The sequence below is a fragment of the Serratia sp. DFXYC6 genome (genome assembly GCF_057196085.1).
Window position 1 is genome coordinate 2496255 of record NZ_JBXUNV010000001.1, and the last position, 24045, is coordinate 2520299.

General features: G+C 60.4%; 26 protein-coding genes. 18 read left to right on the forward strand and 8 right to left on the reverse strand.

Annotation, left to right across the window (positions count from 1 at the left end; genetic code table 11):
* Window positions 1-6: 6 nt before the first annotated feature.
* From AC2CGQ_RS12200 to AC2CGQ_RS12210, 3 genes are all read left to right on the forward strand, one after another.
* Entirely contained in the window at window positions 7-612 is a 606-nt protein-coding gene (locus tag AC2CGQ_RS12200) for a cytochrome b/b6 domain-containing protein (protein ID WP_099981694.1), read from the forward strand.
* Window positions 605-1372, forward strand: a complete 768-nt coding sequence (locus tag AC2CGQ_RS12205) for a molybdopterin-dependent oxidoreductase (protein ID WP_484593682.1) — start codon at window positions 605-607, stop codon at window positions 1370-1372. The genes AC2CGQ_RS12200 and AC2CGQ_RS12205 overlap by 8 nt, the downstream gene beginning before the upstream one ends.
* A 122-nt stretch (window positions 1373-1494) precedes the next feature.
* Window positions 1495-2022 carry a hypothetical protein gene (locus tag AC2CGQ_RS12210; protein WP_103085775.1) on the forward strand — a complete coding sequence of 176 codons (528 nt, stop codon included), beginning with the start codon at window positions 1495-1497 and terminating at the stop codon, window positions 2020-2022.
* A 149-nt stretch (window positions 2023-2171) separates the two neighbouring features.
* Here the strand turns inward: AC2CGQ_RS12210 and ygbI are convergent, their stop codons facing one another.
* Entirely contained in the window at window positions 2172-2942 is a 771-nt protein-coding gene (gene ygbI / locus AC2CGQ_RS12215) for a DNA-binding transcriptional repressor YgbI (RefSeq protein WP_103085776.1), read from the reverse strand.
* A 283-nt stretch (window positions 2943-3225) separates the two neighbouring features.
* Between ygbI and ltnD the strand changes: the two genes are divergently transcribed.
* From ltnD to AC2CGQ_RS12245, 6 genes are all read left to right on the forward strand, one after another.
* On the forward strand, window positions 3226-4140 hold the full coding sequence (ltnD, locus tag AC2CGQ_RS12220) for an L-threonate dehydrogenase (protein ID WP_031299813.1): 915 nt from the start codon (window positions 3226-3228) through the stop codon (window positions 4138-4140).
* Window positions 4140-5399, forward strand: coding sequence for a 3-oxo-tetronate kinase (gene otnK, locus AC2CGQ_RS12225; RefSeq protein ID WP_080497485.1), 1260 nt, complete (start codon window positions 4140-4142; stop codon window positions 5397-5399). The genes ltnD and otnK overlap by 1 nt, the downstream gene beginning before the upstream one ends.
* Entirely contained in the window at window positions 5396-6028 is a 633-nt protein-coding gene (gene otnC, locus AC2CGQ_RS12230) for a 3-oxo-tetronate 4-phosphate decarboxylase (protein WP_015377162.1), read from the forward strand. Before otnK ends, otnC begins: the two co-directional genes overlap by 4 nt.
* A gap of 3 nt (window positions 6029-6031) precedes the next feature.
* On the forward strand, window positions 6032-6808 hold the full coding sequence (gene otnI / locus AC2CGQ_RS12235) for a 2-oxo-tetronate isomerase (RefSeq protein WP_099981697.1): 777 nt from the start codon (window positions 6032-6034) through the stop codon (window positions 6806-6808).
* 106 nt (window positions 6809-6914) lie between these two features.
* Window positions 6915-8285: a GntP family transporter gene (locus AC2CGQ_RS12240; protein WP_015377160.1), complete on the forward strand. Its 1371-nt coding sequence runs from the start codon at window positions 6915-6917 to the stop codon at window positions 8283-8285.
* Window positions 8286-8348: 63 nt separating this feature from the next.
* Complete coding sequence (locus tag AC2CGQ_RS12245) at window positions 8349-8879, forward strand: GNAT family N-acetyltransferase (protein WP_099981698.1); 531 nt, start codon at window positions 8349-8351, stop codon at window positions 8877-8879.
* A 4-nt stretch (window positions 8880-8883) separates the two neighbouring features.
* On the opposite strand, the gene AC2CGQ_RS12250 is transcribed toward AC2CGQ_RS12245, so the two are convergent.
* The gene (locus AC2CGQ_RS12250) at window positions 8884-9756 is read right to left on the reverse strand and encodes a LysR family transcriptional regulator (RefSeq protein WP_021504266.1); all 873 of its coding nucleotides are present in this window, start codon (window positions 9754-9756) and stop codon (window positions 8884-8886) included.
* A 91-nt stretch (window positions 9757-9847) separates the two neighbouring features.
* Between AC2CGQ_RS12250 and AC2CGQ_RS12255 the strand changes: the two genes are divergently transcribed.
* On the forward strand, window positions 9848-10828 hold the full coding sequence (locus AC2CGQ_RS12255) for a nitrilase family protein (protein ID WP_015377158.1): 981 nt from the start codon (window positions 9848-9850) through the stop codon (window positions 10826-10828).
* Window positions 10829-10918: 90 nt separating this feature from the next.
* Here AC2CGQ_RS12255 and ompX read toward each other — a convergent pair whose 3' ends face one another.
* Window positions 10919-11437, reverse strand: a complete 519-nt coding sequence (gene ompX, locus AC2CGQ_RS12260) for an outer membrane protein OmpX (RefSeq protein WP_004939201.1) — start codon at window positions 11435-11437, stop codon at window positions 10919-10921.
* Between the two features lie 400 nt (window positions 11438-11837).
* Between ompX and rhtA the strand changes: the two genes are divergently transcribed.
* Both rhtA and nanQ read left to right on the forward strand, forming a co-directional pair.
* Complete coding sequence (gene rhtA / locus AC2CGQ_RS12265) at window positions 11838-12725, forward strand: threonine/homoserine exporter RhtA (RefSeq protein WP_004939202.1); 888 nt, start codon at window positions 11838-11840, stop codon at window positions 12723-12725.
* Window positions 12726-12857: 132 nt separating this feature from the next.
* On the forward strand, window positions 12858-13325 hold the full coding sequence (gene nanQ, locus AC2CGQ_RS12270) for an N-acetylneuraminate anomerase (protein ID WP_015377157.1): 468 nt from the start codon (window positions 12858-12860) through the stop codon (window positions 13323-13325).
* On the opposite strand, the gene AC2CGQ_RS12275 is transcribed toward nanQ, so the two are convergent.
* The gene (locus AC2CGQ_RS12275) at window positions 13307-13858 is read right to left on the reverse strand and encodes a P-loop NTPase family protein (protein ID WP_131164492.1); all 552 of its coding nucleotides are present in this window, start codon (window positions 13856-13858) and stop codon (window positions 13307-13309) included. The genes nanQ and AC2CGQ_RS12275 overlap by 19 nt on opposite strands.
* 355 nt (window positions 13859-14213) lie before the next feature.
* On the opposite strand from AC2CGQ_RS12275, the gene dps reads away from it, so the two are divergent.
* From dps to ybiO, 6 genes are all read left to right on the forward strand, one after another.
* Window positions 14214-14717 carry a DNA starvation/stationary phase protection protein Dps gene (gene dps, locus AC2CGQ_RS12280; protein ID WP_004939215.1) on the forward strand — a complete coding sequence of 168 codons (504 nt, stop codon included), beginning with the start codon at window positions 14214-14216 and terminating at the stop codon, window positions 14715-14717.
* A 140-nt stretch (window positions 14718-14857) separates the two neighbouring features.
* On the forward strand, window positions 14858-15124 hold the full coding sequence (locus AC2CGQ_RS12285) for a DksA/TraR family C4-type zinc finger protein (RefSeq protein ID WP_015377155.1): 267 nt from the start codon (window positions 14858-14860) through the stop codon (window positions 15122-15124).
* 338 nt (window positions 15125-15462) lie between these two features.
* Entirely contained in the window at window positions 15463-16206 is a 744-nt protein-coding gene (gene glnH / locus AC2CGQ_RS12290; RefSeq protein ID WP_004939223.1) for a glutamine ABC transporter substrate-binding protein GlnH, read from the forward strand.
* A gap of 102 nt (window positions 16207-16308) precedes the next feature.
* Complete coding sequence (gene glnP / locus AC2CGQ_RS12295; RefSeq protein WP_004939229.1) at window positions 16309-16968, forward strand: glutamine ABC transporter permease GlnP; 660 nt, start codon at window positions 16309-16311, stop codon at window positions 16966-16968.
* Window positions 16965-17687 (forward strand): glutamine ABC transporter ATP-binding protein GlnQ, encoded by a 723-nt coding sequence (gene glnQ / locus AC2CGQ_RS12300; protein ID WP_004939230.1) that lies wholly within the window; start codon window positions 16965-16967, stop codon window positions 17685-17687. Before glnP ends, glnQ begins: the two co-directional genes overlap by 4 nt.
* A 154-nt stretch (window positions 17688-17841) precedes the next feature.
* The gene (gene ybiO, locus AC2CGQ_RS12305; protein WP_053091211.1) at window positions 17842-20058 is read left to right on the forward strand and encodes a mechanosensitive channel protein; all 2217 of its coding nucleotides are present in this window, start codon (window positions 17842-17844) and stop codon (window positions 20056-20058) included.
* A 2-nt stretch (window positions 20059-20060) separates the two neighbouring features.
* Here the strand turns inward: ybiO and AC2CGQ_RS12310 are convergent, their stop codons facing one another.
* The 4 genes from AC2CGQ_RS12310 to AC2CGQ_RS12325 form a co-directional block, all read right to left on the reverse strand.
* Window positions 20061-21068 (reverse strand): alpha/beta hydrolase family protein, encoded by a 1008-nt coding sequence (locus AC2CGQ_RS12310; protein WP_484593683.1) that lies wholly within the window; start codon window positions 21066-21068, stop codon window positions 20061-20063.
* Window positions 21056-21694 carry a GNAT family N-acetyltransferase gene (locus AC2CGQ_RS12315; RefSeq protein ID WP_277496272.1) on the reverse strand — a complete coding sequence of 213 codons (639 nt, stop codon included), beginning with the start codon at window positions 21692-21694 and terminating at the stop codon, window positions 21056-21058. Before AC2CGQ_RS12315 ends, AC2CGQ_RS12310 begins: the two co-directional genes overlap by 13 nt.
* Before the next feature lie 11 nt (window positions 21695-21705).
* A complete protein-coding gene (locus AC2CGQ_RS12320) occupies window positions 21706-22275 on the reverse strand; it encodes a TetR/AcrR family transcriptional regulator (RefSeq protein WP_004939249.1) in 570 nt (189 codons plus the stop codon).
* Between the two features lie 182 nt (window positions 22276-22457).
* Window positions 22458-23762, reverse strand: a complete 1305-nt coding sequence (locus AC2CGQ_RS12325; RefSeq protein WP_015377151.1) for a methyl-accepting chemotaxis protein — start codon at window positions 23760-23762, stop codon at window positions 22458-22460.
* Window positions 23763-24045 lie beyond the last annotated feature (283 nt).

A 24045-nucleotide genomic window follows, 5' to 3' on the forward strand; every position in this document is an offset into this window, starting at 1 on the left:
AATGCCATGAAGACCAACGCGTCGCCGCCGGTGCATCGCAGGCCGGTTCGCATCACTCATTGGATCAACCTGTTCGCCATGGTGTGCATGTTCATGAGCGGTTGGGAAATCTACAACGCCTCGCCGCTGTTCGATTTCCGCTTTCCGCCGCAGATGACGCTGGGCGGTTGGCTGGGCGGCGCGATTGGTTGGCATTTGGCGGTGATGTGGCTATTGGCGCTCAACGCCGTCTGCTATCTGCTGTGGAGCCTGTTCAGCGGTCATTTTCGCCGCGATCTGTTGCCGCTTCGCATCGGCGCGCTGCGGCAGGATATCTGGCTGGCGTTGACGCTGCGCCTGCGCCACCGGCATGGCCACTATAACGCCATTCAGAAACTGATGTACCTCGGCGTACTGGCGCTGGGCCTATTGCTGGTGCTGTCCGGCCTGGCGATTTGGAAACCGGTTCAGCTGCAGGGATTGGTCGCGCTGTTTGGCGGCTTCGACTTCGCGCGCTACGTGCATTTCTTCGCCATGGCCGGCATCGGCCTGTTTGTGGCGATCCACGTCTTCATGGTGATCGTCGTGCCCAAAACGCTGTGGGCGATGATAACGGGTGGCAAACATGAATGAGAAAAAACCGCGGGCAACCGCGCCAAAACTGGAACCGGACCAAAAAAAGCAGTTGGTCAATCTGCAGCGCCGCCTGATGCTGCGTTCCGGCCTGACGCTGGGCGGCATCGCCATGCTTACCGGTTGCAACCTGCAAGCCGGCGATCGGGTGGATAAAGTGCTGTGGGCCATGTCGCGCTGGAACGACCGGGTGCAGGCCTGGCTGTTCAGCGGCCACCGGTTGGCGCAAACTTACCGGCCGGACCAGATCACCCACCCTTTCCCCTTTAACGCATTTTACCCGGAATACAACGTCCCCGAGATCGATCTCGCCGGCTATCGGCTTGAGGTCGCGGGGAAAGTGGAGAAAAAAGCGCCCTGGACGCTGGAACAGCTGCAGCGGCTGCCGCAGCAAAGCCAGATCACGCGCCTGATCTGCATTGAGGGCTGGAGCGCCATTGGCCAATGGGGAGGCGTGCCGCTGCGCACCTTTCTGCAGCACGTCGGCGCGGATCTGAATGCCGGTTACGTCGGCTTCAAATGCGCCGATCGCTACTACGCCAGCCTCGACATGGCCACCGCGCTGCACCCGCAGACCATCCTGGCGCTGGATTTCGGCGGCAAGGCGCTGCCGGCGGACTATGGCTACCCGCTGCGGCTGCGCGTGCCAACCAAGTTGGGGTTCAAAAACGCCAAACATATCGCCGCGATCTTCGTCAGCGACGTCAATCCGGGCGGCTACTGGGAAGATCAGGGCTACAACTGGTTCAGCGGCATTTAGTTTTGCGCGGCGCTGCGCATAAGCCTCATCGGCGGCTGGAGGAGCCTCTCCGTCGCGGTTAATAATCTGTTTGTCACAATGGGGATAACTATAGGAAAAATAATAGTAAAAAGGATTTTATCATGGAGATTGATGTGAGGGAGTCACACACAGAGGTAGCAGACACATACAGGTATCAGATTGCAGTAAGTAAAGATGATGGTAAAACGGCCATCTATCATTTGGATTTCAAGAAAATTGGGCAAAACATGCACCATTGGTTTGCCCCAGTGTATGTGGACACTGCTCTCCTCAATAATGCTTTCTCTCTGGAGTTTTATGATGTTAAGGCGTTGAGCGACGCAAACAGGCATCGGCGCTCAGCTTTCGATACCTATACCGCAATGCGTTATACCCTTTTCCAACGCGAACGCTTATTCGTAGTTGGCATCGGGGAAACCCTTCTCAAGTTTGCCTATCAGTATCATGCCAGGCTCATCTTAAGCGCACCGTTAAGGCCAGCATTAGCTAAAATTTATGATTTATTGTTGAAAAAATACGCCCACAAAGGGCATTATTTATACAAAATAGAGTTTATAAAGGACGGCCTCTATGTCATCGAAATCCCGCGTAACCCCCATAGCATCCCACACTTACCAGCAGCACGTTAAGGAACAGCGCCTGAAAGAGATGCAAGCTTTCCACGAAGAGTGGTGGGAACAAAGGCGCCGCGAATGGCGTGAACGCGGCGGCGTTGAAGCCAGTGAACCGCCCACACGTGGCATCGATACCGAACTTTCATCCTGATTACGCTTCGTTCTTATTCCTCTTCTCCCGCCGTCAGCAATGCAATCCCCGCTTGCTCAATGGCCTCCCGCGCGGCGGCGGGCAACCCCTCGTCGGTAATGACGGCGTCAAAGGCGGCGATCGGCAGCGCCAGGTAGGTCGCGACCTTGCCGTATTTGGACGTATCGCTGAGCAGAATGCGGCGGCGGCTGGCCTCGACGATGGCCTTCTTCACCATCACCTTGTCTTCGTTCGGCGTCGACAGGCCGCGCATGCCCCACGAAGAGGCGGAGATGAACGCCAGATCGATAAACAGACCGCGCAGCGCCTGCGCCGCCGCCTCGCCGACGCAGGAACGGTTTTCCCGGCACACGGTGCCGCCGGTGTGGATGATTCGGCACTGGCTATGCTCTATCAGGAACCCGGCGATGACAAAGTCGTTGGTCACCACCGTCAAATCGTCACGTTCTCCGATCTGTTTCGCCAGCGCCAGCGTGGTGGTGCCGGCATCCAGATAGATACAGCTGTTGGCGGGAATTTGTCGCGCCGCCAGCCGGCCAATGGCGATTTTCTGCCGGCTGAACATCCCCTCTTTGGCCTGGTGCGAAGGTTCGCTCGCCACCCGCTCGGGCGCCTGTACGCCGCCCGAGACCGACTGCACCGCGCCCTGTTCCTCCAGTTTTTGCAAATCACGGCGGATCGTCATGTGCGACACCCCCAGCCGTTCGGTCAGCTCGGCAATGCTGACGACGCCGCGTTCGGATACCAGCGCAAGAATTTGTTGATGGCGTTCTACAGGTATCACGGTTCCCTCTCGTTGCTGCGGTGATAATAATTGTGATTTTACGTCAATTTTCGTTCGCCGATAGCCCTAAATTTTCGCGGCGTGACGGCGCACGCAGTTAGGCCAGGTAAACATAAACTTATTTAAAAACATAATAGTAATGTTGATTCAGGCCAGAAATCAGACGAAAAATCCGTTTCACACATTGTTAATTATTGTGATAACGATCGCGGATAATCGGCCGACAAGCGCTTACATTTAACACAACAAAACAAATTATCACTAAAATTAACAGGAGTGCAGTATGACACACCCAGGGAATTATGCCGTTTGCGTCATCGGGCTGGGGGCGATGGGCATGGGCGCCGCGCGTTCATGCCTCCGCGCCGGATTGACCACCTACGGCGCCGATCTCAATCCGCAGGCGCTGGCGGCGCTGCAACAGGCCGGCGCGCAACAAGCGTCTACCAGCGCGCGCGACTTCGCCGCCGAGCTGGACGCCGTGCTGCTGCTGGTGGTGAACGCCGCGCAGGTGAAGCAAATCCTGTTCGGCGAGCAAGGCCTGGCGCCACAGCTCAAGCCGGGCACGGCGGTGATGGTGTCTTCGACCATTTCCGCCGATGACGCCAAACAGATCGAGCAACGGCTGCTGGACTACGGCCTGGCGATGCTGGACGCGCCGGTTTCCGGCGGGGCGGCCAAGGCGGAGGAAGGCCAGATGACGGTGATGGCCGCCGGCGCCGACGCCACCTTCGAGCGTCTGCAACCCGTGCTGAACGCCATCGCCGGCAAGGTTTACCGCATCGGCGAGACCATCGGTCTGGGCGCGACGGTAAAAATCATCCACCAGCTGTTGGCCGGCGTGCACATCGCCGCCGGAGCGGAAGCCATGGCGCTGGCCGCCCGCGCCGGCATCCCGCTGGACGTGATGTACGACGTGGTCACCCACGCCGCCGGCAACTCCTGGATGTTCGAAAATCGCATGCGCCACGTGGTCGACGGCGACTATACGCCCAAATCGGCGGTGGATATCTTCGTCAAGGATCTGGGGCTGGTGGCGGATACCGCCAGGGCGCTGCACTTCCCGCTGCCGCTGGCCTCCACCGCTTTCACCATGTTTACCGCCGCCAGCAACGCCGGTTACGGTAAAGAAGACGACAGTGCGGTAATCAAAATCTTTGCCGGCATCGATCTGCCGCAAAAAAAGGAGGCGCTCTGATGCTGCTTGGCGTAATCGCGGATGACTTTACCGGCGCGACCGACATCGCCAGTTTTCTGGTGCAAAACGGCCTGCCGACGGTGCAGCTGAACGGCGTGCCGCAGGACGAAACGCAGGTAAACGCACAGGCGGCGGTCATCAGCCTGAAATCGCGTTCCTGCCTGGCAGAACAGGCGGTCGAACTGTCGTTGCAGGCGCTGGCCTGGTTGCAAAAACAGGGCTGCGGCCAGTTCTACTTCAAATACTGCTCCACTTTCGACAGCACCGCACAGGGCAATATCGGCCCGGTGACCGACGCCCTGCTCACCGCGCTGGGGGAAAATTTCACGGTTGTCTCACCGGCGTTGCCGGTAAACGGCCGCACGGTCTATCAGGGCCACCTGTTCGTCGGGGAACAGCTGTTGTCTGAATCCGGCATGCGTCATCACCCGGTCACGCCGATGACCGACAGCAACCTGCTGCGCCTGATGGAATCCCAGGCCGCCGGGCGTTGCGGGCTGGTGACGGCGGCGGAAATGGATCGCGGCGCCGAGGCGGTCAGCGAGAAGCTGCGCCAACTGGCGCAGGAAGGCGTGCGCTACGCGGTGCTGGATACGCTCAACGAGCGGCATCTGCTCATTCAGGGTGAAGCGTTGAAAACGATGAAGCTGGTGACCGGCGGTTCGGGCCTGGCGATCGGCCTGGCGCGGCAATGGGCGCAAAGCGGCGATCGTGCGGCTGAGGCAGCCGGCGCGCCGCAGGGGGAAAAGGCAGCAGTGCTGTCGGGCTCGTGTTCTGTGATGACTAACCGGCAGGTGGCGCACTACCGCGAGCGCGCTTCGGCGCAGGCCATCGATATCAGCCGTTGCCTCGAACCACAGGCACGCGCCGCCTACGCCGCCGAGTTGGCGCACTGGGCGCAGCATCACGCCGGGGAAGCGCTTGCCCCGCTGATCTACGCCACTGCGCCACCGGAAGCGCTGCAGCAAACGCAACGGCAGCACGGCGCCGCCGCCAGCGAAGCGGTGGAAGCGCTGTTCGCCGAATTGGTGGTGCAACTGCGCCAGTTGGGATTCAGCCGCTTTATCGTCGCCGGCGGAGAAACCTCCGGCGTGGTCACGCAGGCGCTGGGCATTCGCGGCTTCCATATCGGCCCCGGCATTTCCCCCGGCGTTCCCTGGGTGCGCGCCAGCGATCGGGCGATTTCCCTGGCGCTGAAATCAGGCAATTTTGGCGATGAAGCCTTCTTCTCACGCGCGCAAACGGAGTTTCCAGTATGAGCATGACGACCGAACAGCAAGCGCGTGAAGAGATGGTGCGCCTCGGCGCCTCATTTTTCCAACGCGGCTACGCCACCGGTTCCGCCGGCAACCTCTCGCTGTTGCTGCCGGACGGGGCGCTGCTGGCGACGCCGACCGGCTCTTGCCTGGGCGAGCTGCAGGCCGATCGCCTGTCTAAAGTGAGCCTGAACGGCGATTGGCTGTCCGGCGACAAGCCGTCGAAAGAGATCAGCTTTCACCGAGCGCTGTATCTGAACAATCCGGAATGCAAAGCAGTGGTGCACCTGCATTGCACCTACCTCACGGCGCTCTCTTGCCTGCAAGGGCTGGACGTCGACAACGCCATCAAACCGTTCACCCCCTATGTGGTGATGCGCGTCGGCAAGGTGCCGGTGGTGCCCTACTATCGCCCTGGCGACGAAAGGCTGGCGCAGGATCTGGCGCGCCTGGCGCCGGCCCACCGCGCCTTTTTACTGGCCAACCACGGGCCGGTGGTGACCGGTAAAGACCTGCGAGCGGCGGCGGACAATACCGAAGAGATGGAAGATGCGGCGCGGCTGATCTTCACCCTCGGCGATCGTCCGATCCGCTATTTGACCGATGATGAAATTGCCGAATTACGGAGCTGACCCATGCCTAAATTTGCCGCCAATTTATCGATGATGTTTAACGAAGTGCCGTTCCTAGAGCGCTTCGCTGCCGCTGCCGCACAGGGCTTCAGCGCGGTGGAATTCCTGTTCCCTTACGAGCATCCCGCCGAGCTGTTGGCCGAAAAGCGGCGCGAACACGGCCTGCAACAGGTGCTGTTCAATACCGCGCCCGGCGATGTCGCCGCCGGCGAATGGGGGCTGGCGGCGCTGCCGGGCCGCGAGCAAGATGCGCGCGCTGATATCGATCGCGCGCTGGCCTACGCCATCGCCCTTTCCTGTCCCTGCGTGCACCTGATGGCCGGCGTGGTGCCCGCGGGCGCGGATCGGCAACGTTATCTCGACACCTTTATCGCCAATGCGCGCTATGCCGCCGACGCCTTCGCCCCGCACGGCGTCAAGGTGCTGATCGAAGCGCTCAGCCCACCGGTCAAGCCCGACTACCTGTTCGCCAGTCAACATCAGGCGGCGGAGGTGGTGACGGCGATCGAGAGACCGAACGTGTTCATTCAGTTCGACTTTTTCCACGCGCAGTTAGTGGACGGCAATATCAGCGGGCTGCTGGAGACGCTGGCCGGGCGCTACGCGCATATCCAGATAGCCTCAGTGCCGGATCGTCACGAACCGGACGAGGGTGAACTGAATTACCCGTGGTTGTTCGACAGGCTGGATGCGCTCGGCTATCAGGGCTGGATCGGTTGCGAATACCGGCCGCGCGGCGACACCGCCGCCGGGCTCGGCTGGCTGAAGCCTTACCGCTAACGTCGCACGCCGACACCAGGAAAACGATTTTATAACAATGAAACGCACCCGTATCGCCACGCGGCGATCGCGGTGCCCAACGCTTACCCAACGAAAGGCTTTTTTCATGTCTACCTCTCTGCTGTTGCTGATTGCCGTACTCGGCGTGGTGCTGCTGTTATTGATGGTGATCAAGGCGAAGGTACAACCCTTTGTCGCGCTGTTGGTGGTCAGTCTGCTGGTGGCGTTGGCCAGCGGCATTCCGACCGGTGAAGTGATGAAAGTGATGACCGCCGGGATGGGCGGCGTGCTCGGCTCGGTAACCATCATCATCGGTCTGGGGGCGATGCTCGGGCGCATGATCGAACACTCGGGCGGCGCCGAGTCGCTGGCGCAACGTTTCAGCCAGGGGCTGGGGCCGAAACATACCGTCGCCGCGCTGACCCTCGCCGCATTTATCCTCGGCATTCCGGTATTCTTCGACGTCGGCTTTATCATTCTGGCGCCGATTATTTACGGCTTCGCCAAGGTCGCCAAAGTGTCGCCGCTGAAGTTCGGCCTGCCGATGGCCGGCGTGATGTTAACGGTACACGTCGCGCTGCCGCCGCACCCCGGCCCGGTCGCCGCCGCCGGCCTGCTCAACGCCGACATCGGTTGGCTGACCATCATCGGCCTCGCGATCTGTATTCCGGTCGGCGCGATCGGCTATTTCGCCGCCAACTACCTCAACCGCAAAACCTATCCGTTATCGATAGAGGTGCTGGAACAGCTGCAGCTGGCGGCGCCGGAGCCGCGGCCGGAAGGGCGAGCGCCGCTCAGCGATCGCATCAACCCGCCCGGCGCTGGCCTGGTGGCGGCGCTGATTGTCATCCCGATCGCCATCATCATGCTCGGCACCGTCTCCGCCACGCTGTTGCCGGCAGGCTCGGCGCTGCGCGATGCGCTGTCGTTGCTGGGGTCGCCAGCGGTGGCGCTGATGATAGCCCTGCTGCTGGCCTTCTACTTCCTGGCGCTGCGCCGCGGCTGGAGCCTGCAACACGCCGGTGACGTGATGGGCGCCGCGCTGCCAACCGCCGCGGTGGTGATCCTGGTGACCGGCGCGGGCGGCGTGTTCGGCAAGGTGCTGGTGGAATCCGGCGTCGGCAAGGCGCTGGCCGAAGTGCTGACGGCCATCGGCCTGCCGCTGGTGCCCGCCGCGTTTATCATTTCGCTGGCGCTGCGCGCTTCGCAGGGTTCCGCCACCGTGGCGATCCTGACCACCGGCGGCCTGTTGTCGGAAGCGGTCAGCGGGTTGAATCAGCTGCAGCTGGTGCTGGTGACGCTGGCGACCTGTTTTGGCGGGCTGGGGCTTTCCCACGTCAACGACTCCGGTTTTTGGATCGTCACGCGCTATCTGGGGCTGTCGGTGGCCGACGGCCTGAAGACCTGGACGGTGCTGACCACCCTGCTCGGCCTGAGCGGCTTTCTGTTCACCTGGCTGTTGTGGCTGGCGGTGTGATTTCTCTGGCATACTGAACGCCGTTGTTTTTCATCGCCTTTCACCCTGTGCAGGAGCAGCAACATGACCGTAATCAACACCGCGCCAACGCTTATCACCGAACGCCTGCGGCTGGACGCGCACACGCTGGACGACTTCGACTCGCTGGCCGCTCTGTGGGCCGATCCGCTGGTGGTGCGCTATATCGGCGGCACGCCGCGCGGCCGGGAAGACTCCTGGGGGCGCCTGATGCGCTACGTCGGCCACTGGGCGCTGTTGGGATACGGGTATTGGGCGGTGCGTGACAAACAGAGCGGCGAGTATCTCGGCAGCATCGGCTTCTCCAACTTCCTGCGCGACATCACCCCGGCGCTCGACGCGCCGGAAATGGGCTGGACGCTGGTGAGCTCGGCGCACGGCAAAGGCTACGCCACCGAGGCGCTGCGGGCGGCGCTGGCCTGGGGTAAAACGCACCTGCCTGGCAAGCAAACCGTCTGCATCATCTCACCGGAAAACCAGGCTTCGCTGGCGCTGGCGAAAAAAGTCGGCTTTAGCGAAAGCCACCGCAGCGAGTATCACCAGAGCCCGATCGTGGTGATGCATTGCCCGCTTTGAATGCCTAAGTGCGTTGCGCCGCCAGCGCCGTCTGAATGAAGTTGTCCCGCAGCGCATCGGCGCGCTGCGGATCCCAGGCGATACCGACCTGCCACTCCGTCTCCTCGCCGCTCAGCGGTAAAATGTCGATGCCGGCCGGCGCGATATGCGTGATGCTGTGCGGCAGCAGCGCGACACCGACGCCGGCGGCAACCAGCGCCAGCAACGTCTGGATATCGCCGGCCTGCTGCACCACGTTCGGCGTCAACCGGTGGGCGGCGATAAACCGCAGCGACTGATCGCTCAGCCCGCGCCCGCGTTTGGGAGTCAACTGCAACAGCGGCAGCTGATTGAAACGCGCCATCAGATCGTCGGCGCGCAGCGCCAGCGCGCCCGGCGCGGCCAGCACCAACCGATCGCTCAGCAATGCCACGCCGCACAGCGGCGTATTGACCGGCAAGCGCACGAACCCCGCCTGCAACTCTCCCTGCAGCAACAGCTGATACTGGCGTTCCGACGGCAAGTCCTCCAGGCCGATCGCCACCTCGGGAAACCGTTGGCGAAAGGCTGCCACCAGCTGCGGCGCCAGATGAAAGCTGGAAAGGCCAAACCCCAGCGCCAGCCGCCCCGCTTCCCCGAGCGCCACCCGCCGCGCGCGCCGCTGAAACTGCTGGTACTGCTCCACCAGCGCCTGCGCTTCCGGGTAGAGCCGCTGCCCGCCGGCGGTGAGCACCGCCCCCTGTCGGCCACGCTCGAACACTCGAACGCCGAGCTGGGTTTCCAGCGCCTGAATTTGCTTGCTCAGCGCCGGTTGGCTGATGCATAGCCGGCTCGCCGCCTGCCGATAGTTGCCCTGTTCAGCCAGCGCCACCAGGGCGCGCAGTTGTTTTATATCCATTCCATTAGGTTATCGAATAGGGAATTTAATTGATTATACAGTAATCAAACCACCTGCTGTAATCAACGCAGACCCTAATCGGAGAGACACCATGACCATCTCATTACGCGCCGCCACGGTGCAATTCCAGCATCGCGCCAACGATAAGAATTACAACCTGTCGACTATCGAGCGCTTTATCGCTCAGGCGGCCGAGCAGCAGGTACAGCTGCTGGCCTTCCCGGAAATGTGTATCACCGGCTATTGGCACGTGCGCCATCTGTCCGCCGCCGAAGTGCGGGCGCTGGCGGAACCGATCGCGTCCAGCCCTTCGCTGGCGCGCATTCGCCCGCTGGCTGAGCGTTACAATATGGCGATCGGCGTCGGGCTGATCGAACTGGGCGACGACGGCCGTTGCTACAACGCCTACGCCGTATGCCTGCCGGACGGCGCGCTGCATGTGCACCGTAAACTGCACGCCTTCGAACACCCGGCTATCGCCAGCGGCGATCGCTATACGGTGTTCGACACTCCCTGGGGCGTGCGCGTGGGCGTATTGATCTGTTGGGACAACAATCTGGTGGAGAATGTGCGCGCGACGGCGCTGCTGGGCGCGGAGGTGTTGATGGCCCCGCACCAGACCGGCGGCACCCATTCGCGCAGCCCGCACGGCATGAAGCCGATCCCACAGGCGCTGTGGCAGCGGCGAGCGGAAGATCCGCAGGCGATAGAGGCCGCCTTTCGCGGCGAACACGGCCGCGGCTGGCTGATGCGCTGGCTGCCCTCGCGCGCTCATGACAACGGGCTGTTTTTGTTATTCAGCAACGGCGTGGGCCGCGATGACGATGAGGTACGCACCGGCAATGCGATGATCCTCGATCCCTACGGCCGCATCGTAGCGGAGACCTGGGCGGCGGAAGACCGGCTGGTCAGTGCCGATCTCGATCTGACGCTGATCCCGCTCAGTACCGGACGCCGCTGGATTTACGGACGCCGCCCCGAGCTGTACGGTTTACTGACCGAGCCGCAAGGCTATGAGCGCGATGCCCGCAGCGCGCGCTTTTCGACGCAGCCTACGGGGCGCAGCGGCTAATGACAGATAAAAAAAATCCGCCCGAAGGCGGATTTTTTATCCGCGCGGCAACCTGTGCCGCGCATTCACGCCCGCAGGCATGAAGAAATCTTAGAAGCGGTAGCCTACGCCAACGTTCCAGCTGCCAACGTCCACGCTGCGGATGCGGCTCTGCTCGTAGCCAACGTCCAGGGCAACGTTTTCGATTGGGTTGAACTGCAGACCTGCACCGTAGGTGAAGCCGTAGTCGCTGTTGCCACCTTTGTTACCGCCAGCCTGGGCGTTGTCGATGTTTTTGCCGTAGCCAACACCGATCACACCGTAGATGCTCGCCCAGTCGTTGAAGCGGTAAGCTGGACCTGCGGTGATGGAATCGTACTGAGATTTCTTGTAGAAACCGCTTTCAGAACGATTTTTTTCCAGGTGGGTGAAGGAGCCGATCACACCCAGTGGGTTGTTGTCGAACTCGTAACGGTATTTCAGGTTGAAACCGTTGGCCTTGTTAGCAACGCCTTGGAGATCACCCTGCGCATAGCCAGCGGATACGGTGCTCTGACCAGCGAATGCGGTACCTGCGCTAACTGCTAATACGCAAGCTGCTACTGCGGAAAGACATGCAATTTTTTTCATAACCACCTCAAACGCGTTTTATTATTAAGTACATCCATTTGTTCATGCTTTGAAAATATAACAAAAATTAGCGTGAAACTCTGCCTTGAAATGAGTGTCTAATGCTTTATATCGTGTAACAGAAGATTTCAAGAACAGTGTATCTGCTTCTTTTCGCTCTATTTTCGGCCGTATTCTACGGCTTTCTGTGACAAAAATCACCAATTTAATATCCAGATAATTCTTAAGAAAAAGCGCACTTTTTGACCAAATTCGCCACATCTCATCCGAGGATCGGCGGATTTCACCGCGATGCGCGCTTTTCTCAGACAGATTTTCGCCATTTCATTTACACTGCTCGCATCCCCGTTTCGACCGTTTTCTCAAGGCTGAGGAACGGCGCAAAAAAGGCCCGTTAAGGATGTCGTTATCTACTTCCGGCAGAGCGCCCTCCGCGCTGCTGCCCATCTGTCTGTTAATCATCGCCATGGTGTCTATCCAAAGCGGTGCCTCGTTGGCCAAAAGCCTGTTCCCGATCGTGGGCGCGGAAGGCATTACGACGCTGCGTCTTTTCATCGGCACCCTGATTCTGTTCATTATCTTCCGCCCGTGGCGTATGCGCATCGTCGCCGGCAGCCGCTTGCCACTGCTGATTTACGGCCTGTCGCTCGGCGCGATGAACTACCTGTTCTACCTTTCGCTGCGCACCGTGCCGCTCGGCATCGCCGTGGCGCTGGAGTTTACCGGCCCGTTGGCGGTGGCCATGTTCTCGTCGCGGCGGCCGATCGACTTTCTCTGGGTGGCGCTGGCGATCGCCGGGTTGTGGTTCCTGTTGCCGCTCGGCCACGGCGTAGGCGGGATCGATCCGTTCGGCGCCGCCTGTGCGCTCGGCGCCGGCGCCTGCTGGGCGGTCTATATCATTTTCGGCCAAAAGGCCGGCGGCGATCACGGCCCCGGCACGGTGGCGCTCGGTTCGTTGATCGCTGCGCTGGTGTTCTGCCCGATCGGCGCCTGGCAAACCGGCAGCGTGCTGTTCAACCTCGATATTCTGCCGGTGGCGCTGGCGGTGGCGATCCTCTCCACCGCGCTGCCTTATTCGCTGGAGATCATCGCGCTGCCCAAAATTCCGGCGCGCACTTTCGGCACCTTAATGAGCCTGGAGCCGGCGATGGCGGCGCTGTCCGGCATGCTGTTCCTCGGCGAACACCTGAGCGGCGTGCAATGGTTGGCGCTGGCGGCGATTATCGCCGCCTCCATGGGTTCCGCCCTGACCATTCGCCCCAAACCGCGCCTCGAAAGCCTTTCCTGATCGCCTGACTCGCCTGCCGTCCGCAACGCCGGAATGCAGGCGGGTTAACTGTTTTCCTCGTGACAAATCGGCATACTTCCCCTTAGCCTGTATCGCAGGCTCTTTGGACTTTCGCTCACATGGAGAATAACAGTGATTCACAACAGCCTGTTCAACCCACGCTTCGGCCGCGGACTCGCGCCGGCGCTGGTTTCAACCCTGACCGAGTTGCGCCGATGCGACCTGCCCGAACTGGCGCTGGGCCATCACCCGATCGACGGCGACAACATCTTTATGGACGTGATGACGCTGACCACCGCGCCGGCGGCGGAGAAGCGCGCCGAAATGCATCAGGAGTACATCGCGCTGCATCTGCTGATCAGCGGCGAAGAACGCATCGAATACGGCCTGGCGGGCGACGGGCATCGCGAACATCCGCATGCAGAAAATAGCGATCTGCTGCTGCTGGACATCAAACGCCACCCGCAAACCCTTCACATGACGCACGGCATGTTCGCGATCTTTTTCCAGATGGAACCGCATAAGACCGGCTGCCTGTGGCAGCGGCCGCAGCACATCAAGAAAGCGGTGGTGAGGATCCATCACCGCCTGCTGCTGTGAGCCTGCGGCAGCGTCCGTAGAAAATCGGCGGCCTGGCGGGGAGAGCGCAAGCGCTTGAAACGGCCCCCTATATCGGTACGGGCCATCTCCGCCAGGTATTTTCGCCGGTTCTTCGAGTAAGTGCGGATCGTCCACAGCACGATCGACTCGCGGCTAAAGAAAGAACGGCGGAAACTTTCCCGATTGCCGGTGCCCGGCCACAGCTCGCTTTTGCTGGCCGCGCGTCGGCACGCGCGGCGCACGGCCTGCCACAGCGTGCGGCAGAAGCCGTAGTCCAGCCACAGGATATAATCGACCTCGCGCCACTTGATCGGTTGCGTGCGGCTGTAGTTGCCGTCCAGCACCCAGCCTCCTCCCGCTTCGGCCAGCGTCTGCTCAAGCCGCGCCAGAAACGCGCCATCGGGCGTCCCCTGCCACTCGGGCCGCCAATAGAGTCTGTCCATCTCGATATAGGGAACGTCAAGACGTTCCGCCAGTTGACGCGCCAGGGTGCTTTTACCGCTGCCGCTGGTGCCGACGACGTTAATTTTCATCACTCGCCAATAAAGACTGGGATAATTTCCATACTTTAGCCGTATCAATTACGCCTATCAATCTGAATAGGCTTGGCATTAACACCACGATAACAAAGTGGATATTTAACCAAACCTGCGCGCCCGCAGAAAATAAGATAACGGGGATAAATTGTCACTGAAAAAAATAATAATAAAAAACAAAATAACAATAAAATTCATAAAATTACACAATAGACAAAAACCAAATAAAAATATTGTCATTAGGCCCCCCCTATTTGTGCAATAGCCATTTTCGTGCGGCAAAAATAAACATCCCTGCTATAATTAATCCCGTAACGAAATAGGACAACGACTAATCAAGAGGATATCTGATATGAGTACCGCTAAACTGGTGAAAACGAAATCTTCTGATCTGCTGTATACCCGTAACGATCTGGACGAAAAAGTTAAACTGGCCGCCATCAAGGCGCTGAACCATCAGGTCGTGCAATTCATCGATCTTTCGTTGATCACCAAACAGGCGCACTGGAACATGCGCGGCGCGAACTTCATCGCGGTGCATGAAATGCTGGACGGCTTCCGCACCGCCATCATCGAGCATCAGGACACCTTCGCCGAGCGCGTGGTGCAGCTGGGAGGCGTGGCGCTGGGCACCGTACAGGTGGTCAACGATCGCACGCCGCTGAAAAGCTACCCGACCAATATCCACAGCGTGCAAGAGCACCTGAAAGCGCTGGCCGATCGCTACGGCGCGGTCGCGAATGACATCCGCAAAGCCATTACCGAAGTGGAAGACGAAGACACCGCCGATATGTTCACCGCCGCCTCGCGCGATCTGGACAAATTCCTGTGGTTCATCGAATCCAATATCGAATAACGCGAAAGCGTTGCAGATCGCCCGTCGTTCCGGGCAGCGCAGGCTGGGCTTTGCCCGGCCTGTTTTCTTTTGCGCGACCGTTGCATTGTACAAAAAACGGCCCATATTAAACGGTAGGGTTTCCTTGTCAGGAGGTGATGATGGCCAGCGGCTGGGCGGCGGACGGCGCCGTACAAGATCAGATTGATTCCACCGTCGACGATGCGGTGCAGCGCGCGCGTGAAGCGCTCGGGCACGGCGAGAGCGAACGCTATTGCCAGGAATGCGGAGAACCGATCCCCGAGGCGCGCCGCAAGGCGCTGAAGGGCGTGCGTTTTTGCGTCGCCTGTCAGGCCGAACAAGACAAAAAACACGCGGCCACCAGCCTGTACAACCGGCGCGGCAGCAAAGACAGCCAGTTGCGTTAGCATTATCTGCTCCCCTTTTGCCCCTCTCGCAGTCACCCTTGCACCGTCAATGGATCATGAAAGTTAGAGTTAGTTATCAATATTGAAGCAAAAATGTTAAAGAACGGTTGTTTCACAGCCAAAATTTGGTTAATGATAGCCCCGTGCACCAAGATAATTCTTACGCACCATTTCGGTGCCTCATTGTGGTGCATAACCATAACAATTCGCCGTCATGGCACAACATCACGCAGTAACTCTTTGTTTTTATATTAGTTGAAAACATGGCACGATTTTTTCATGGCACCAACTGCAATATAAAAAATGGGTAATCCGCAACCTGTACAGGAATTCCTCTCATGAAGTCGATTTTTAAAGTCTCCCTGGCCGCACTCTCTCTGGCCTTTGCCGTAAGTTCCCACGCAGCAGACAAACTGGTGGTCGCCACCGACACCGCTTTCGTTCCTTTTGAGTTCAAGCAAGGCGACAAATACGTCGGCTTCGACATCGACCTGTGGGCCGCGGTCGCCAAAGAGCTGAAGTTGGACTACACCCTGAAACCGATGGACTTCGGCGGCATCATTCCGGCGCTGCAGACCAAAAACGTCGATCTGGCGCTGGCCGGCATCACCATCACCGATGAGCGCAAGAAAGCCATCGATTTCTCCGACGGCTACTACAAGAGCGGCCTGCTGGTGATGGTCAACGCCGACAACAACAGCGTGAAAAGCATCGACGATCTGAACGGCAAAGTGGTGGCGGTGAAGAGCGGCACCGGCTCGGTGGATTATGCCAAGCAGCACATCAAAACCAAGGATCTGCGTCAGTTCCCTAACATCGACAACGCCTACATGGAACTGGGCACCAAGCGCGCCGACGCGGTGCTGCACGACACGCCAAACATCCTATACTTCATTAAGACGGCCGGCGCCGGCAAGTTCAAAACCGTCGGCGATTCGCTGGAAGCGCAGCAGTATGGCATCGCCTTCCCTAAAGGCAGCGACGAGCTGCGCGAGAAGGTGAACGGCGCGCTGAAAACGCTGCGCGAGAACGGCACCTATAACGAGATTTACAAGAAGTGGTTCGGCACCGAACCTAAGTAAGCTGTGAATTTGGCAAGCGATTAACTTAAGCACAGGGGGCGCTTAACCCCCTGCGCTTTGTTGTATCTGATACCCACGTTTGGGATCACCGGGAGAAATATCATGCAGTTCGACTGGAGCGCCATCTGGCCCGCCATTCCTATCTTGTTAGAGGGCGCCAAAATGACCCTGTGGATTTCGGTCCTCGGTCTGATTGGCGGCCTGATCATCGGCCTCGTCGCCGGCTTTGCCCGCACCTACGGCGGTTGGATCGCCAACCACATCGCGTTGGTGTTTATCGAAGTGATCCGCGGCACGCCGATCGTGGTGCAGGTGATGTTCATCTACTTCGCCTTGCCGATGGCGTTCACCGATTTGCGCATCGATCCTTTCACCGCGGCGGTGGTGACCATCATGATCAACTCCGGCGCCTACATCGCGGAAATCACCCGCGGCGCGGTGCTGTCTATCCATAACGGTTTCCGCGAGGCCGGCCTGGCGCTCGGCCTGTCGCGCCGCGAAACCATCCGCTACGTCATTATGCCGCTGGCGCTGCGCCGCATGCTGCCGCCGCTGGGCAACCAGTGGATCATCAGCATCAAAGACACCTCGCTGTTCATCGTAATCGGCGTGGCGGAGCTGACCCGTCAGGGTCAGGAAATTATTGCCGGTAACTTCCGCGCGCTGGAAATCTGGAGCGCCGTGGCGGTTATCTATCTGATTATTACCCTGGTGCTGAGCTTCGTGCTGCGTCGTCTGGAAAGAAGGATGAAAATCCTGTGATTGAATTTAAAAACGTCTCCAAGCATTTTGGCCAAACCCAGGTGCTGCACAACATCGATTTGAAGATCGACAAAGGCGAAGTGGTGGTGATCATCGGGCCGTCCGGCTCCGGCAAATCCACCCTGCTGCGCTGCATCAACAAGCTGGAAGAAGTCACCAGCGGCGATCTGATCGTCGACGGCCTGAAAGCCAACGATCCGAAAGTGGACGATCGGCTGATCCGCCAGGAAGCCGGCATGGTGTTCCAGCAGTTCTATCTGTTCCCGCACCTGACGGCGCTGGAAAACGTCGCCTTCGGCCCGATCCGCGTGCGCGGCGCGAAGAAGTCCGATGCGGAAAAGCTGGCGCGCGAACTGCTGGCCAAGGTCGGCCTGGCGGAGCGCGCCCACCATTACCCATCCGAACTGTCGGGCGGCCAGCAGCAGCGCGTGGCGATCGCGCGCGCGCTGGCGGTGAAGCCGAAAATGATGCTGTTCGACGAGCCGACCTCCGCGCTCGATCCGGAGCTGCGCCATGAAGTGCTGAAGGTGATGCAGGATCTGGCCGAGGAAGGCATGACGATGGTCATCGTTACCCATGAAGTCGGCTTTGCCGAAAAAGTGGCGTCGCGCCTGATCTTTATCGACAAGGGCCGGATTGCCGAAGACGGCAATCCGCACGATCTGATCAATCATCCGCCAAGCCCGCGTCTGCAGGAGTTCCTGCAGCACGTGTCCTGATCCTGGCGGTTTAACGGCGGGCGCACCACGCGCCCGCCGCTTTCATTCCGCACGCTCTCCCACGCCCCGTCGCGCCACCTTTCCTACTATATTCATTGTTTTTCATCGTATTGCTTTTACATCCGCCGATCAAAGAACGCCAAAGAGAGGAACCATGCCGCCAAACGCAGACTCCCGACGAGGTTCTCATCTGCGAGAACACCTGCTTTTCCTGCTGCTGTTGCTGACCCTGAACGTCTTCGCACCACCGGCGCTGGCGCAAAATGCGCCGCCCGCGCCCGCCGACAAGAGCGAGCAGCAGAAAGCCGCCTACGCCGCGCTGGCCGATCTGCTGCAAGACGACAAAGCGCGCGCGGAACTCATCAACCACCTGAAACAGACCGCCGGCGACGCCCCCGCCGCCGCGCCGGCAACGCCGGAGGAATCGACGCCCGCTACGCTGAGCGACAGCCTGAACTCGCTGGCGCAGGAAGGCATCGGCACCTTTAACCAAAAGCTCGGCGCGCTGCAAAAGCTGATCGACTCCGGCCCGAAGCGCGTTTTCAATCCTGCCGGCTTTTTCCGCGCGCTGGGCTACTTTCTGCTGACGGTGGCGGTCACCTTTGCGCTGTTCCACCTGATCCGGCGGCTGATCGCGCCGCTGTACAAACGCATGGGCAGTTGGGGACACAATGCGCGGCTACAGCGCGGCCCGTGGTATAAACGCCCCGCCGCCATTCTCGGCGCTTTCGCCATCGATCTGCTGGTACTGCTGCTGGCGCTGGCGGCGGGCAATCTGTTCGCCCGCCACGTCCACGCCGACAGCGCCACCATTCTGCGGCTGCAGACCCTGTTTCTCAGCGCCTTCGCGGTGATTGAATTTTTCAAGGCGGTGCTGCGGCTGATTTTCGCCCCCCGCTTCGACTATCTGCGCCCCTTCCCCTTCAGCGACCGGAGCGCGCACTACTGGAACACGCGCCTCGCCTGGCTCAGCGGCCTGATCGGCTACGGCCTGATGGTGGTGGTGCCGGTGGTGGCGGTCCAGATAAGCTACCCGGCCGCCGCCACCGTCAACCTGGTGGTGATGCTGGCGCTGACGCTGTACGCCATTTGGCTGATCCTGCACAACCGCAAGCCGATACAGCAACAGATCAACCTGCTGGCCGAACGATCGATGGCGTTTTTCAGCGTGATCCTGCGCGGGCTGGGGCATATCTGGCATCTGTTGGCGATCGCCTATTTTCTGGTGTTGTTCGTACTGTCCCAGTTCGACATCGGCAACAGCCTGCGCTTTATGATGAGCGCCACGGTGAAAAGCCTGTTGGTGGTCGGCGTCGGCGCGCTGCTGTCCGGCATGCTGACCCGCTGGATTTTCCGCCGCATTTCACTGCCGACCGACGTCAATCTGCGCTACCCGATGCTCGAGCGGCGCATCAACTCCTACATCCCCAACGGGCTGAAGATACTGCGGGTGATGGTGGTGCTGGCGGTGACGCTGTTCCTGCTCGATGCCTGGCACCTGATCAACCTGTACCAGTGGGCGGGCAGCGAAAATGGCCAGCGGACGCTCGGCGGGCTGGTGCATATCCTGCTGATCCTGTTGATCGCCGTGTTCAGCTGGACGCTGATGGCCAGCATCATCGAGCACCGTCTGGCGCTGGAGCTGAGCAACGGCGTGCGGCCGAGCGCGCGCGAACGCACGCTGCTGACGCTGTTTCGCAACGTGCTGGCTATCGTTATCAGCACCATTACCGTGATGATCGTGCTGTCGCAGGTGGGATTGAACATCGCGCCGCTGCTGGCGGGCGCCGGCGCGCTGGGGCTGGCCATCAGCTTCGGCGCCCAGACGCTGGTGAAAGACGTGATTACCGGCGTGTTCATCCAGTTCGAAAACGGCATGAACACCGGCGAGTACGTCACCGTCAGCGGCATCACCGGCACCGTGGAGCGCATGACCATCCGATCGATCGGCCTGCGCGACGACTACGGCGTCTACCACATCGTGCCGTACTCCTCGATCACCACGCTGGCCAACTATGCGCGTGAGTTCGGGGTATACCGCGCCAACTACACCGTCAGCCGCGACGAGGACATCGATCGGGTCAATGAGGTGCTGCATCAGGCCGTCGCGGCGCTGAAGCAAGATGAACAGGTGAAGCATTTCCTGATTGGCGAGCCGGTCTTCAACGGCGTGGTGGCGCTGGGAGACCGCTCGTTCACCACCCGCGTGACGGTGCGCACACAGGCGCTGAAACAGTGGGTGGTGCAATACGCCCTCGATCGGCTGGTGAAAATCCATTTCGATCGGGCCGGCATCGGCATGCCGCAGCAGGCGATGCAGATCTCCCGCGCGCCGCAGCCGCATGAAGAGCCGCCGCCTGCCGCGAGCTGAGGCTAACGCCCCTGGCCGCAAGGATGGGCGGCCAGGAAGGCCGCCACGTCCCGCCGGTAGGCGTCGTATTGCACCGAGCGCGGGGCAAACAGGCCCACCACGTTGATCAGCCACGGATGGCGCGCGAACAGCGGCTTGACCATCACATGATCGGCCTCGTCGATGCGCGTCACCGTCAGCAGCGAGGCCGGGATCGTTTGCCGATACACGCGCTCGGTTTCGTCCGCGTCCACGTTGACGTCGCGCCCGCCCAGGATCAGGTGCACCGGCGTGGCGAAATGCCGCAATCCCGCCGTCGCGTCGCTGGCCATGTTGGCGCGGATAAAACGCCAGCGGTCGGCGCTCAATGCGGCGGCGCCAGACTCGCGACGGTACTGCGCGTAGCCGTCCGGTTGCTCGAGCAGGGTCTGGATATGGCGCCAATGCGCCTCGCGCGCCAGGATCTGCGCTTCATCGTCCCCTGCCGCCGCCATCGCCGCCCGGGTGTTATAGCGCCCTTGCCGCAGCCAGTTGATCGCCGGCGAGAGTGCAAGAGTGAAAGCAATGTCAGGCCGTAAACGCGCCACCTCCGGCATCACCCATCCCGCCTGGCTAGCGCCCCACAGCCCCACGCAGCGCGCATCGAAGCGCCCGTCCCGTCTGGCCCAGTCGATGATATCAGCGGTTTCCCGCGCGCGATCCGCCATGATCTGATGCAGCCAGTTGCCGCTGGAACCGCCTACGCCCGGCTTGTCGAAGGATAAAACCGCATAGCCCTGCTGCGCTATCGCCTCCCAAATGCCGTAATAGCCTTCGTCGCGGCTGGCGTTGGCCGGCCCATCGCCGTGTATGAACACCACCACGCCGGGTTTGACCGGCGCATGCTCCGGCAGCACCAGCGTGCCGCTCAGCCGGTTGCCGCCGGCGGTCACCGTGACCGGTTCGGTGACAAAGCGAAAGTCGTTGACGTAAATCACCCAGCCAAGCGCCGCCAAAACCAGCGCCACGAGGCACAGCCCTATTTTGCGCACATCGCCTCCCCGTTGCGTTTCTCCATCAATACCCAATCGGCCTGGCCGAACAGCACCCCCAGCAAGGCGTAGTGCTCTTCGCGCCGTACCAGAAAACCGCAGCGCCGGTACAGGCGCTGCGCATCGACGTTGCGCCGGCTGACGTGCAGGCTCAGGCGCCGCCCTGCGCCCGGTCCGGCGGCGTAGTCGTTCATCCACTGCAACAGCCGCCTGCCCATCCCTTTGCCGCGCTGGTTTTCCGCCACCGCCAGGTAGGAAAGATACAGCTCATCGGCCGCCGGAGTATGCTGCAATACCACAATTTGCAGATACATGCGCCAAACGTTCAGCCAACCGTAGCGGCGGCATAGCCGCCAAATCGGCAAGGCGCGCGGGCGCAGCCCGCCGTCGCCCTCTGCCTCGGCCGCATTGAGGGCAAAAGCCGCCACCACCTGCTCATCCTGTTTCACTACGAAGCTACGCTCCCGGCTGCCGCTTTGCTGCCAGCTCCACAGCCGATAAAACAGACGCCACTGCCGGCGGGCGCTCAAACGGCGCGCGCGCTGGAACTTGTCGCAGAACGCGGCGTAGATCAGCGCCGCCGTTTGCAGGCGGTCAGCGTCGCGATACGGCTCAATGTGCAGCATATCCACCTCGATTAGGGATGCCGGTAGAGCAGTTGTTCCAACAGCCGCACCGGCGTGGTCTCCTCCGGTGCAGGCGACGCAAAGATCGCCTGCCGCCAGGCCTGGCTTTCGATCACGTCCAGCACCAGCTGCGCGAGCGGTAACGGCGCTATCGCCGCCGCGATTTCACCGGTTTGCTGAGCCTCGGCGATCACCGTCGCCAGCGCCTCAATCAACTGCCGCTGGTTGGCGCTGAACGGCTCGGCCAACGCCGGGTTGCGCGCCACCTCCGCCACGATCTCCGCCGACAGCTGAACATTGGCCGGTTCGGCGACAAAGGCATGATAGGCGGTGAAAAAAATCGACAGCGCCTGTTTCGGCCGCTTTCTGTCGGCCAATAATCCGGCGGCGAACTCGGCGAATACGCCGTTTTCCAGCAGCGCTATCTCGCCGATCAGCGCCTCCTTGCCGGAAAAATGGTTATAGAGGTTGCCCACGCTGACGCCCGCCGCCTGGGCGATATCCCGCATGCTGGTCTGGTGAAATCCCTGATGGGTAAAGCTGTGCAGCGCGGCCTCGACAATCTTTTCTCGGTTTCCCATCGTCAGTTCCCGAAACGGTGAAGGGGGCGCCTGGCGCCATAAATTGATATTAATTAATGAACGAACGTTCGTTCACATCAAGTCTAGCATAGACCGGTAAAATTGAACCGCAGCTCAACGGCGCAGGAATCGGTGGGGGGAGGCAAACGCCGCCTCGTTTTCAGAGGCGGCGTCCGGCAGACTCAGTGCAGCGCATCGCCCTGCTTCACCGAGGTAAAGGCCTGCATCAGCTTCACAACGTCATGCATGCCGATATTGACCTGGTTAATCACTTCTCCGGCGTCATGGGTCAATGCCACACCGCCGCCGGCCTGTTCCACGCAGGTCGCCATGCCGGCGATCGCCGCCGCCACGCCTTGCTGGATAGACTTGGTCATGCGTTCGATCTCGGTCGCCGCCTTGCGCGACTGTTCCGCCAGCGTGCGCACCTCGTTGGCCACCACCGCAAAACCGCGCCCGTGCTCACCGGCGTGGGCAGCTTCGATGGAGGCGTTAATCGCCAGCAGGTTGGTTTGGGAGGCGATTTTACGAATGGCTTCGACGATGGTGCCGATCTGCTGAGAGCACTTGCCGAGCTCGGTGACCACGTCCGAGGTTTCGCGCGCCGCCGCTTCGACCTGCTGCATGCCCTTCACCGCCTGCTGCACGATGACCGCGCCCTGCGCCGCCTGCCGGTCAGTATCCAGCGACAGATGATGCGCGTTGCGCACCATCTCTTCTTCGTGCTGCTGCTGTTGCATCAATCGGGTGATGTCCTGGGCAATTTTCACCACTTTCACCACCTGGCCTTCATTGTCGAGGATCGGGTTGTAACTGGCCTCCAGCCATACCCGTTCGCCGCGCCGGTTGACGCGCTCAAAACGCCCGGTGATGAACTCGCCGCGCGCCAGACGCTGCCAGTGCCGCCGATAGTCGTCGGAAGCGGCGAACGCCGGCGGGCACAGCACCGCATGCGACTGCCCGCACGCCTCATCCAGCCGATAGCCCATCAGCGCCAGCATATTGTCGTTGGCGCTGACAATGGTGCCCTGCGGCGTGAAAGAAATCATCGCCATCGATCGATTCAGCGCCGCCAGCAGGCTGCGGTGTTCCTGCGCCTGGGTCACTCGCTCGGTCACTTCGCTGGCGATCTTGACGATTTCCACCACCTTACCCTGTTTATTCAGCACCGGCGCGTAGGTGCCCTGCAGCCATACCGTCTCGCCGTTTTTCGCGATGCGTTTTAGGGTGTCCGTGATGGGTTGCCCCTTATTCAGCGTCTCCCAATGCTTGCGGTACAACGGGCTGGCGACATAGTTCGGATCGCAGAAAATACGGTGATGCCGGCCAATCACGTCATCGCGTTGAAATCCCAGCGTGTTGAGGAAGAGATCGTTGGCGCGCAAGACCGTGCCGTCGGGCGAGAATACGATCATGGGAACGGCGTGTTCTATCGCGCCCAGCTCGGCGCCTTTGTGGGTAGTTAACTGACTGAATCGTAACAGCATAAGGTGTAGTCCTTGTGGCAGATGATGGCGCTTTTCTTATTTTGTCTGGCCACATGCCGCGCCCACACGCAGACGTGCCATCGCGGAAGGTACGGGCAGCGCCGAACCTTCTGGTTATTGCTCTTAACCGGATTAAATTTATTTATTCAGTAAAGTAATTATTCGAATTTAAATAAACCAATAACCTAAGATTTTTATTATTAAATGCGTAATGAGAATAACGTAAGTGATGAAAATTGAAAGGTAAAATGCGGATTTTTGTCGGCGCCGGCAGGATAACCGG

Excerpts from the sequence above, each read along its gene's own strand:
- AC2CGQ_RS12200 (WP_099981694.1), top strand. The coding sequence starts at position 7 with ATGAAGACCAACGCGTCGCCGCCGGTGCATCGCAGGCCGGTTCGCATC.
- AC2CGQ_RS12205 (WP_484593682.1), top strand. The coding sequence starts at position 605 with ATGAATGAGAAAAAACCGCGGGCAACCGCGCCAAAACTGGAACCGGAC.
- AC2CGQ_RS12210 (WP_103085775.1), top strand. The coding sequence starts at position 1,495 with ATGGAGATTGATGTGAGGGAGTCACACACAGAGGTAGCAGACACATAC.
- ltnD (WP_031299813.1), top strand. The coding sequence starts at position 3,226 with ATGACACACCCAGGGAATTATGCCGTTTGCGTCATCGGGCTGGGGGCG.
- otnK (WP_080497485.1), top strand. The coding sequence starts at position 4,140 with ATGCTGCTTGGCGTAATCGCGGATGACTTTACCGGCGCGACCGACATC.
- otnC (WP_015377162.1), top strand. The coding sequence starts at position 5,396 with ATGAGCATGACGACCGAACAGCAAGCGCGTGAAGAGATGGTGCGCCTC.
- otnI (WP_099981697.1), top strand. The coding sequence starts at position 6,032 with ATGCCTAAATTTGCCGCCAATTTATCGATGATGTTTAACGAAGTGCCG.
- AC2CGQ_RS12240 (WP_015377160.1), top strand. The coding sequence starts at position 6,915 with ATGTCTACCTCTCTGCTGTTGCTGATTGCCGTACTCGGCGTGGTGCTG.
- AC2CGQ_RS12245 (WP_099981698.1), top strand. The coding sequence starts at position 8,349 with ATGACCGTAATCAACACCGCGCCAACGCTTATCACCGAACGCCTGCGG.
- AC2CGQ_RS12250 (WP_021504266.1), bottom strand. The coding sequence starts at position 9,756 with ATGGATATAAAACAACTGCGCGCCCTGGTGGCGCTGGCTGAACAGGGC.
- AC2CGQ_RS12255 (WP_015377158.1), top strand. The coding sequence starts at position 9,848 with ATGACCATCTCATTACGCGCCGCCACGGTGCAATTCCAGCATCGCGCC.
- ompX (WP_004939201.1), bottom strand. The coding sequence starts at position 11,437 with ATGAAAAAAATTGCATGTCTTTCCGCAGTAGCAGCTTGCGTATTAGCA.
- rhtA (WP_004939202.1), top strand. The coding sequence starts at position 11,838 with ATGTCGTTATCTACTTCCGGCAGAGCGCCCTCCGCGCTGCTGCCCATC.
- AC2CGQ_RS12275 (WP_131164492.1), bottom strand. The coding sequence starts at position 13,858 with ATGAAAATTAACGTCGTCGGCACCAGCGGCAGCGGTAAAAGCACCCTG.
- dps (WP_004939215.1), top strand. The coding sequence starts at position 14,214 with ATGAGTACCGCTAAACTGGTGAAAACGAAATCTTCTGATCTGCTGTAT.
- AC2CGQ_RS12285 (WP_015377155.1), top strand. The coding sequence starts at position 14,858 with ATGGCCAGCGGCTGGGCGGCGGACGGCGCCGTACAAGATCAGATTGAT.
- glnH (WP_004939223.1), top strand. The coding sequence starts at position 15,463 with ATGAAGTCGATTTTTAAAGTCTCCCTGGCCGCACTCTCTCTGGCCTTT.
- glnP (WP_004939229.1), top strand. The coding sequence starts at position 16,309 with ATGCAGTTCGACTGGAGCGCCATCTGGCCCGCCATTCCTATCTTGTTA.
- ybiO (WP_053091211.1), top strand. The coding sequence starts at position 17,842 with ATGCCGCCAAACGCAGACTCCCGACGAGGTTCTCATCTGCGAGAACAC.
- AC2CGQ_RS12315 (WP_277496272.1), bottom strand. The coding sequence starts at position 21,694 with ATGCTGCACATTGAGCCGTATCGCGACGCTGACCGCCTGCAAACGGCG.
- AC2CGQ_RS12320 (WP_004939249.1), bottom strand. The coding sequence starts at position 22,275 with ATGGGAAACCGAGAAAAGATTGTCGAGGCCGCGCTGCACAGCTTTACC.
- AC2CGQ_RS12325 (WP_015377151.1), bottom strand. The coding sequence starts at position 23,762 with ATGCTGTTACGATTCAGTCAGTTAACTACCCACAAAGGCGCCGAGCTG.